Annotated in this window: 7 protein-coding genes; 4 read left to right on the top strand and 3 right to left on the bottom strand. The window is 59.1% G+C overall.

The genetic code is table 11. From position 1 onward, the window contains the following. Positions 1-56: 56 nt before the first annotated feature. Positions 57-1,142 (bottom strand): IS630 family transposase, encoded by a 1,086-nt coding sequence (locus PLH32_17700; GenBank protein ID HQJ66444.1) that lies wholly within the window; start codon positions 1,140-1,142, stop codon positions 57-59. A gap of 166 nt (positions 1,143-1,308) precedes the next feature. Here PLH32_17700 and PLH32_17695 point away from each other — a divergent pair, with 166 nt between their 5' ends. After that, positions 1,309-2,721, top strand: a complete 1,413-nt coding sequence (locus tag PLH32_17695) for an efflux transporter outer membrane subunit (protein HQJ66443.1) — start codon at positions 1,309-1,311, stop codon at positions 2,719-2,721. Between the two features lie 22 nt (positions 2,722-2,743). Here PLH32_17695 and PLH32_17690 read toward each other — a convergent pair whose 3' ends face one another. Then, the gene (locus PLH32_17690; protein ID HQJ66442.1) at positions 2,744-3,760 is read right to left on the bottom strand and encodes an IS630 family transposase; all 1,017 of its coding nucleotides are present in this window, start codon (positions 3,758-3,760) and stop codon (positions 2,744-2,746) included. Positions 3,761-3,843: 83 nt separating this feature from the next. Here PLH32_17690 and PLH32_17685 point away from each other — a divergent pair, with 83 nt between their 5' ends. From PLH32_17685 to PLH32_17675, 3 genes are read left to right on the top strand one after another with little or no spacing between them, the layout of a single operon-like run. Then, positions 3,844-4,914: an HlyD family efflux transporter periplasmic adaptor subunit gene (locus tag PLH32_17685; GenBank protein HQJ66441.1), complete on the top strand. Its 1,071-nt coding sequence runs from the start codon at positions 3,844-3,846 to the stop codon at positions 4,912-4,914. Continuing rightward, on the top strand, positions 4,915-7,701 hold the full coding sequence (gene rbbA, locus PLH32_17680) for a ribosome-associated ATPase/putative transporter RbbA (GenBank protein HQJ66440.1): 2,787 nt from the start codon (positions 4,915-4,917) through the stop codon (positions 7,699-7,701). 1 nt (position 7,702) lies between these two features. Next, positions 7,703-8,824, top strand: coding sequence for an ABC transporter permease (locus tag PLH32_17675; protein ID HQJ66439.1), 1,122 nt, complete (start codon positions 7,703-7,705; stop codon positions 8,822-8,824). Between the two features lie 283 nt (positions 8,825-9,107). Here PLH32_17675 and PLH32_17670 read toward each other — a convergent pair whose 3' ends face one another. After that, positions 9,108-9,941, bottom strand: a complete 834-nt coding sequence (locus PLH32_17670) for an IS5 family transposase (GenBank protein ID HQJ66438.1) — start codon at positions 9,939-9,941, stop codon at positions 9,108-9,110. Positions 9,942-10,119: the final 178 nt, after the last annotated feature.

The raw sequence follows: 10,119 nt of genomic DNA, 5'->3' as shown, positions 1-10,119 counted from the left end.
TGACTTCCCGGATATCATTCCCGGTGAAAAACCGGGGTTTCCGGATAGGCACTAAGCTAGTGTCTTGTCCCAGAAATATATTTACATAGCCGTTCGATTTTCCGGAGGATCGAATCGGCGGTGGCGGTCCAGACAAAAGGTTTTGCTTTCGGGTTGTAGGCACGAACGAAGCGGTCGATTTTGGCCACGAGGTCCTTGACGCCGCGGAAGCTGCCTCGTCGGATCGCCTGCTGGGTGATCAGGTTGAACCAGATCTCCACTTGATTGAGCCAGGAGGCGTAGGTCGGCGTATAGTGAATGTGATAACGAGGCCGGGAGGCCAGCCATTGTTTGACCTTGGGATGTTTGTGCGTGGCATAGTTGTCGACGACCAAATGGAGGTCCAAATCCTTCGGGACGCTTTGGTCGATTTGGTTGAGGAACTGGAGAAACTCCTGATGCCGGTGTCGCGGCTTGCACACGGTTGTTACCTGACCTGAAGCCACGTCCAATGCGGCAAACAGGGTCGTGGTGCCGTGGCGCAGGTAATCGTGCGTCACCCCTTCGACGTAGCCCATGCCCAAGGGCAAGAACGGTTGTGTTCGCTCCAGGGCCTGCACTTGACTCTTCTCGTCGACGCAGAGCACCATGGCCTTGTCGGGGGGGTTCAGATATAACCCGACGATGTCCCGGACCTTCTCGACGAAGAACGGATCCGTGGAGAGCTTGAAGTGCTTTTGTCGGTGGGGCTGAAGCCCGAAGGTCGACCACACACGCTGTACGGTGGTCTTCGACAGCCCCGTTTCCCGGCTCAGCAATCGGCAGCTCCAGTGCGTGGCGCCGTTCGGCCGGGTCTCGAGGGTTTGCCGGATCAGCCGGGCGATCTGATCGTCGTCGATGGTGCGCGGCGCTCCCGGCCGCAACTCCTCGTAGAGGCCCATGAGGCCCTGGTCGATGAAGCGTTTGCGCCACTTGATGACCGATGGACGGGAAAGTCCCACGGCGGTGGAGATCGCGCTGTTGGTCATGCCTTCGGCGGCCATCAGCACGATGCGTGCCCGCCGGGTGAGGCCTTGCGGCAAGGAACGGGATCGAACCATCGCAGTCAATTGGTCGCGCAACTCTGGTGTCAAGGTCACATCCTCCTGGGGTTGTCTCGCCATAGGGCCCTCCTGTTTCGGATTTTGTTGACCCTATCACAGGAGAACCCATATGTGAAGTTATTTATGGGACATTACATTAGCATTTCGTTAGCCCCTTGTTGTTTCTGGTCGAATCTGGTATGCAGTGAGATACCCAAATCACAATTTATTCAAAACATATGAATCCATGAAAAATTTTCTTTTTGCCCTTATGGCCGTCCTTGTCGGATGTTCATTAAAACCTTCCTATGAACGGCCGGCCCTCCCTACAGCGGCCATTTACCCTGATGAGACTGTTACGGCCAGACAGGCCGCTGTCAGGGTCGACCAAGTCGGCTGGCGCGAATTTTTCGCTGATATCAGGCTTCAGGAAGTTATCCAGCAGGCGTTGGAGAACAACCGCGACCTGCGGATCGCGATGCATCGGATTCAGGAGGCACGCGCGTTCTATGGTATTCAACGGGCCGACCAGTTGCCCAGCATCAGCGCCGGGGCCTTCTACAGCCGATCGCGTACCCCCGCGGGTTTGTCGTTGATCGGAAGCGCTTATACATCAGAGCAATATCAGCTTTCTCTGAGCGTTAGCGTCTGGGAACTGGATTTCTGGGGACGGGTGCGCAGCCTGACGGAGGCGGCCCTTGAATCCTATCTTGGAACCGAGGAGGCGCGCCGCGCCATAGCCATAAGCCTGGTGGCTCAGGTCGCCAATACATACCTGATTGCCCGCGAACTCGATGAACAAGTCGCCATTGCGCAGCAGACGCTTGCCACCCGGGAGGATTCCTGCCGCATCACTAGGCGTCGCTATGAAGTCGGATCTTCCTCCAAGCTGGATGCAGCCCAGGCCGAGACGCTTTTGAGTCAGGCGCGGGCCGATCTGGCTTCTTTGCTGCGCCTGAGAGATCAAAACCGCAATGCGTTGGTTCTTCTGGTCGGCGTACCGGACCTCACTTCCGAGACCCGGATGCTTTCTCAAATAGAGCTCGGCTTTGCGAGAGAAATTTCCGTGGGCCTGCCTTCGGATTTGCTGATCAACCGTCCCGACATTCTCGCCGCCGAGCATCGTTTAAAGGCGGCCAATGCCGATATCGGCGCCGCGCGTGCGGCTTTTTTCCCGAATATCTCACTGACAGGTATCCTCGGCACGGCCAGCGCTGAGCTGAGCGGCCTGTTCGGATCGGGGAGTGGCATCTGGAGTTTCCAGCCCAACTTGATCATGCCCATCTTCGAAGCGGGCCGCCTCCGGGCGAATCTTGACTTGGCTGAAGCGCGCCGCAATATCGCGGTCGCCGATTACGAGAGGACCATTCAGGGGGCGTTCCGCGAGGTTGCCGACGCGCTGGCTGAGCGCCGCTGGCTGCTCGAGCAGTTATCTGCCCAGCGGGCGACCCTGACCGCCCAGACGGAACGTGCGCGTCTGGCCGCTTTGCGCTATCAGAACGGCGCGGCGCCATACCTGGAGGTGCTCGATGCCGAGCGCGACCGGTTTGTGGCGGAACAGGCGCTGGTGCAGGTACGACGTGCGCTGCTGTCCAGCAGCGTCAATCTTTACTCGGCACTCGGAGGGGGAATTCCGCAGTTCGTGCGACAGCCACATTAGTCAGTCCATAATAGAAAGGACGCTAAGACGCATATAGAGTGGATGGCGTATGAAAAAATCCACGGATGATATCCGGACGCTTGAGCAAGGAGCGCAGTGCCCCCAGCGCCATAGACATCATGTCGGCAAAGGAGAAGATGCCGGCACGGCCGAGCCGGTGCGATTTGACTTCCCGCCAAACCCCTTCGCCCGGATTCAGCTCCGGACTATACCCGGGGAGCAAATACAAACGCAGCTTGCCGTCGTAGCTCTTCACCTTTTCCGTTACCTTCTTGGACTTGTGCACCGGATGCCCATCCCAGATCAGAAACACGGGGGTCTTGCTTCCCACCATCAGGCGATCCAAAAAGCGGCAGATGACATCGGCATTCACCCCCTTCTTCTCAATCATGAACCGCATCCGGCCACGCCGATTCACGGCACTGATCATGTTGAGGCGGTATCGCGCCCCCGTGCTTCGCACCACGGGCGTTTGCCCTTTGACCCCCCAGGTCGTCCCCGCATGGTAATCGCTGCGAAGGCCCGATTCGTCGGCAAACCAGATCTCCGCTTTCATCTGCTTGGCTTCTTTTTCAATCGCGGGATAATCCTCTTGAACCCACTTGCGCACGCGCTCCGGGTCTTGCTGATAGGCCTTCCACAACGGCTTCTGGGCCGTAATGCCCAACTGGGCCAGAAGGCGGCCCACCGAATTGGCACTCAAGCGGATCCCGTATCGCTTGTAGATCAAAGAGCCAATGGCATGGCGGGTCCACAAGGCAAAGGGAAACTGATACTGTCGCGGGTCTTTGCCAACGACGGTTTGATAGACCCATTGGATCATATTGCCTTTCAGCTTGCGCGGGCGGCCGCCGCGCTTCTTGGCATCCAGGGCATCCCAGCCGCCTGCCCTGTACAGGGCCAGCCAGTTGTAAATGCAGGCACGGGCGAAACCCATGGTTTTCACAACCACTTCCGGGCTCTCGCCGCTTTGAACCATTGCCACCGCGCGCTTGCGGAGCTCCGTCAGGACATCATGCGTCAGCTTTCGACCATCCATCTCTTTCATGGTCGGTGTTATACCACATCCGCTTGAAAATGTCTATACTATTATGGACTGATTAACAATACAAATGGAGAGCCATGACCACAAGACAGAAGAAATGGTTAAGGATGCTGGCAGCGGCGCTGATTCTCATCGTTCTGGGAATCGTCGCCTGGCAGCAATTCGGCAGGGACGAAGGTGACCAGGGCCTTGTCAGCGGCAATGGCCGCATTGAAGCGGTCGAGATCGATATCGCGGCCAAAACGCCCGGCCGGGTAAAGGATATCCTGGTTCGGGAGGGCGAACTGGTCAGGGCCGGGCAGGTGGTGGCGGTTCTGGACACCGAGGTATTGGAGGCCCAGCTTCGCCAGGCCCAGGCGCAACTCAAGCAGGCCGAGAGCGCAGTGGAGACGGCGCGCAGCCGGCTGGTTCAGCGGGAAAGCGAAAAAACAGCGGCAAGGGCGCTGGTCTGGCAGCGCGAGGCCGAGCTGGAGGTTGCCCGCAAACGCGCACTGCGCTCATCGACCCTCGCTTCCGAGGGCGCAACCTCTCAGCAGGAAGCAGATGACGACCAGGCCCGGGTTCAGAGCGCCGAAGCAACGGTCAGCGCGGCCAGGGCTCAACTCGCCGCCGCTGAAGCGGCAGTCGCAACGGGGCTCTCCGAGATAAGCGGTTCTCGCTCGGCCGTTGACGCCGCCAGGGCTACGGTCGAACGCATCCAGGCGGATATAGAGGACAGCTCTCTCAAGTCTCCCCGCGAGGGGCGGGTACAATACCGTGTCGCCCAGCCCGGGGAAGTGCTCGGAGCAGGCGGCAGGGTGCTGAGCCTGGTTGACCTGAGCGATGTCTATATGACCTTTTTCCTACCCACGGCTGCAGTGGGACAGATCGCCATGGGCACCGAGGTAAGGCTGATACTGGATGCGGCCCCGAACTATGTCATTCCGGCCAATGTTTCGTTCATTTCCGATGTAGCCCAGTTCACCCCTAAAACCGTGGAGACCGCCGCCGAGCGTCAAAAACTGATGTTTCGCATCAGGGCGCAAATCCCCCCGGACCTGCTCAGAAAACATATCACCCAGGTAAAAACAGGGCTTCCCGGCGTTGCCTACATCAAGCTCGATCGCAATGTCCCATGGCCTGCCAACCTGCAGACGAAGGTGCAATGAGTGGAACGCAACCCTTCAAGCGAATTGACCGCGGCCCTGCCTGGTCATGTGGCCCGACTGCATGAAATATCCCTGCTCTATGACAAGGGCAAGACCCGGGCGCTTGACGCTGTGAGCCTGAATATCCGGACCGGCCTCATGGTCGGCTTCATCGGCCCGGATGGGGTGGGCAAGTCCAGTCTGTTGTCGCTTGCGGCGGGTGCCAGGGCGATCCAGACGGGTCGATTGGAGGTCTTGGGCGGCGATATGGCTGATGCCCGGCACCGCCGCGCGGTTTGCCCGCGTGTGGCATACATGCCTCAGGGACTCGGCAAAAACCTTTACCCGACCCTATCGGTATTCGAGAATGTGGATTTCTTCGGCCGCCTCTTCGGCCACAGCCGCCGGGAGCGCGAGCGCCGGATCCGGGAATTGCTCGACGCGACGGGCCTGATTTCCTTTGTCGACCGCCCCGCCGGCAAGCTCTCCGGCGGCATGAAGCAGAAACTGGGCCTGTGCTGCGCGCTGATCCATGATCCGGATCTACTGATCCTCGATGAGCCGACCACTGGCGTTGATCCACTCTCCCGCCGGCAGTTCTGGGAGCTGATCGGACGCGTTCGCGCCAGCCAGCCCGGCATGAGTGTCCTGATCGCCACCGCTTACATGGAAGAGGCCGCGCAATTCGACTGGCTAGTGGCCATGAACAACGGGCGCGTGCTGGCAACCGGGGCCCCTGCGGAGCTGCTGGACGTGACCGGCGCCGGGACGCTGGAGGAAGCGTTTATCGCCCTGCTTCCGGAATCGCAGCGCAAAGGCTACAGACCCGTCGTCATACCCCCTCGTGAGATGGCCGACGCCGAGGAGGTTGCCATTGAGGCGCATGACCTTACGATGCGTTTCGGTGATTTCACCGCTGTGGATCATGTGAGTTTCCGGATCGCGCGCGGCGAAATATTCGGCTTCCTCGGGTCGAACGGGTGCGGCAAGACCACCACCATGAAGATGCTCACAGGCCTGTTGCCGGCCAGCGAGGGACAGGCATGGCTCTTTGGTCACCCTGTGGACCCGCATGATTTGGGTACCCGCCGGCGGGTCGGCTATATGACGCAGACCTTTTCACTTTACACTGAGTTGACGGTCCGCCAGAACCTCGTGCTGCATGCGCGCCTGTTCAGCATACCGGAGGACCGGATCGAGCCGCGCGTGCAGGAAATGGCGGAGCGTTTCGGCCTGAGCGAGGTTATGGACAGCCTGCCTGACGCCCTTCCCCTTGGCAAGCGTCAGCGATTGTCACTGGCGGTGGCCGTGATTCACGGTCCGGAGATGCTGATCCTGGATGAACCAACCTCGGGGGTTGACCCGGTCGCGCGCGATGCTTTCTGGCAGATCATAATCGACCTCGCGCGTCAGGACAAGGTCACCATTTTCATCTCCACCCACTTCATGAACGAGGCCGAACGTTGCGACCGGATATCGCTCATGCATGCAGGACGGGTACTGGTCAGCGATTCACCGGCGGCTCTGGTCGCCGCCCGCGGGGTGAACTCGCTGGAAGAAGCCTTCATCGGCTATCTGGAAGAAGCCGTTCAGGAAGCGGCGCCCGAGACCCCGCAGCCGTTCACTCCGGTCACGCCCCCGCACGCCGCAGAAGAAAGCAGGAGACTGGACGTCGGGACTGCTTCTTTCAGCTTTCGCCGCCTGCTCAGCTACGCCAAGCGGGAGGCCCTGGAACTGCTCCGTGATCCGATCCGCCTGACCCTTGCCATGCTGGGCAGCGTGATCCTGATGTTCGTGATGGGCTACGGCATCAACATGGATGTGGAGGACCTCTCTTTCGCCGTGCTCGACCGCGATCAGACCACCACCAGCCGCGACTATGTGCTCGACCTCTCGGGTTCGCGTTACTTCATTGAATGTCCGCCGATCCGGGACTACGAGGACCTGGACCGGCGCATGCGCGCGGGTGAAATCAGCCTCGCCATCGAGATTCCACCCGGTTTCGCCCGAGACCTGCGGCGCGGCACGCCGGTTGCCATCGGCGCCTGGATCGACGGGGCCATGCCGTCGCGGGCCGAAACGGTGCGCGGTTATGTGCAGGGAATGCATGCGCACTGGCTGGCGGCCCAGGCAAGACAGGTTTTCGGCTCTGCCGTCACCGGACAGGTCGTCATAGAAACGCGATTTCGCTACAATCCTGATGTCAAGAGCCTTGTGGCCATGGTGCCGGCGGTCATCCCGATTCTGCTGATGATGATCCCGTCCATACTGACCGCATTGTCCGTCGTGCGGGAAAAGGAACTGGGATCTATCGTCAACCTGTATGTTACGCCGACGACCCGGCTGGAGTTTCTGCTGGGAAAGCAGATTTCCTATATTGTCCTGGCAATGATCAATTTCGTGCTGCTGTCCGTACTGGCCGTATTCGTTTTCCGCGTGCCGCTCAAAGGCGGTTTTCTCACGCTTGCCGCGGCGGCCCTGCTGTACGTGATCGCGACGACCGCAATGGGCCTGGTCATTTCAACCTTCACGCGCAGCCAGATTGCCGCCCTGTTCGGCACCGCAATCCTGACCCTTGTGCCCGCCATGCAGTTCTCCGGGTTTATCGATCCGGTTTCCTCTTTGGAGGGAGTGGGCCGGGTCATCGGGGAGATTTATCCGACCACCCATTTCCTGACCATTGCGCGCGGGACCTTCTCCAAGGCCCTGAATTTCTCTGATCTCCATACCTCATTTCTGCCGCTGCTGATTGCCGTGCCCGTTCTGATAGCCCTGAGCGCCGCGCTGCTCAAAAAACAGGAGAAGTGATATGCACGTATCCAACGTACTGCACCTCGGCGTAAAAGAACTCCGCAGCCTGATGCGGGACGTGGTCATGGTCGCGCTCGTTATTTATTCCTTTACCATTTCCGTCTATACATCCGCAACGGCCAGGCCGGAGACCCTGAACAAGGCGCCGATCGCCATTATCGACGAGGATCGATCGCCGCTCTCCGCGCGCATTGTCGATGCCTTTTATCCTCCCTATTTCCTGCCGCCGAAGCTGATCAATCAGGCCGACGCGGATGCGCGGATGGACGCCGGCCTCGACACCTTTGCCCTTGATATTCCCCTCGGATTCCAGCGCGATTTGCTGGCTGGCCGCAACGCCGTGGTACAGCTTAACGTCGATGCCACGCGGATGAGCCAGGCGTTTACGGGCAGCGGATATATCCAGTCCATCATAAACGGGGAAGTGAACACGTTCCTGCAGGGCTACAGAGCAAAGGACAGACCGGCCGTGGACCTCGTTCTGAGGGCGCGCTTCAACCCAGAGCTGAACCAGACCTGGTTCGGCGCTGTGATGCAGATTATCAACAGCGTGACCATGCTATCCATCATCCTGACGGGCGCGGCGCTGATCCGCGAGCGCGAGCACGGCACGGTGGAGCATCTGCTCGTCATGCCGGTAACGCCTTTCGAAATCATGGTGAGCAAGATATGGGCGATGGCGGCGCTCGTGCTTGGCGTCTCTCTCTTTTCGTTGCTCGTTATTGTCCGGGGGTTGCTCGCAGTACCGATCGAAGGCTCCCTGCCGCTGTTTGCCGTCGGTACCGCGCTGCACCTGTTTGCCACCACCTCGCTCGGGATCTTTCTCGGCACGATTGCCCGCTCGATGCCGCAATTCGGGCTGCTGATGATGCTTGTCTTGCTGCCGTTGCAGGTGCTTTCGGGAAGCGCGACACCGCGAGAAAGCATGCCGGAGTTCGTCCAGTTCATCATGCTGGCGGCGCCGAACACCCATTTCGTCATTCTCGCCCAGGCCATCCTGTACCGCGGCGCGGGACTTGCGGTCGTCTGGCCACAGTTCATTTCCCTCATCCTGATCGGGAGCGCCTTGTTTTCCTTTTCCCTGGCGCGCTTTCGTAAAACCATCGGAACAATGGCATAAAACAGAATTCGCAAGGTTCTCGGGTCAGGTGAGGGAATGACAGCGGGACAACAAACAGGCAGGATACCGGCAGAGGAGAATGAATCCATGGCAGAGGTTATTACAAGGGGCGAAATGGCCGTCTTCAGTAAGACAGGTGAGTCGGCGGTCATTTGTCTTTCAGGCAACTGGAAAAGAAGCGCAGAGTTGCCGGGGGCCGAAACGTTTCGGAGGAGGCCCGGGCAACACTGAGAAGGCCCAGACCACCTCTCCTTGAAGCTAAAATGAGGCGCTGATTTAGAACTTATCCGTAAATAATGCCTGCTTTTCTGAAGGCGACGATGGCTGCGGCCATATGTAATAGTGCTTCGTAGCTCACGACGAACTTCTCGTATCTCACGAGGAGTTTCCGGAAGCGATTGATCCAGGAGTGGGAAACCTCGACCACCCACCGACGCGCTTTGCGGTGCGGATGGGTTTTCTTCTCCTGTATTTCCTCCCCGCGCTGTTTGACGTGCGGGATGTACTTTCGTTCTTTGATAGACTGTTGTGCCGGTTTCCCGGTGTAGCCCTTGTCTGTACATAAATGCTGTCTGCCTTTGGGACGGTCGATGACAATCGCATCGAGGACCCGTTCCAGCTGGCTGACATCATGTCGATGGGCCCCGGTTACGACGATCGACAGCGGGACTCCACGGCCGTCCACCAGCACATGGCGCTTGCCTCCGTTTTTTCCCCGATCCGTCGGGCCCAACCCGACGGCATCATGAGCCAGAGGGGCCTTGACCATGGCCCCGTCTATGCTCTGCCAGCGCCAGGCGATGCCTTCCATCTCGTTGTATTCGGCCAGCCCCGCCCGCCACAGAGCAACAAAGAAGCCGGCCTTCATCCATCGCATGAAGTGGGTGTGGATGGCACTGGGGCTGCCGAATCGCTCCTTGGGCAGGGCCTTCCACTGGCAGCCGGTGCGCAGCACATACACGATGGCCTCAAAGACCTGTCGGGGCGGCATGGGCTTTCTGCCGCCGCCGGGTTTACGGCGATAACGCTTGTAGGGCTCCCGTTCCGGCCCGGGGATCAGAGGCTCCACCTTGGACCAGAACGCATCCGAGACTTCCCAAGACTGTAGCTTGGCCATGCTCCCTCCCGATCACATAGAATGTTAACCGAGAGTACCGATATCATAAATGCGGAAAGAAGCACATTTTATTTACGGATAAGCTTTTAATCTATTGATTGCAACAAAAACGCGTTACCTACGGATACGTCCTTAGGGGCACTATCGGTATTTCATTGAGCCGGTAATGGAACAGCAC

This window comes from bacterium, from assembly GCA_035419245.1.
Lineage (GTDB): Bacteria > Zhuqueibacterota > Zhuqueibacteria > Residuimicrobiales > Residuimicrobiaceae > JAKPUX01.
Note: the sequence above shows the minus strand (reverse complement) of the source record. Positions and strands in the feature narration are given on the sequence as shown.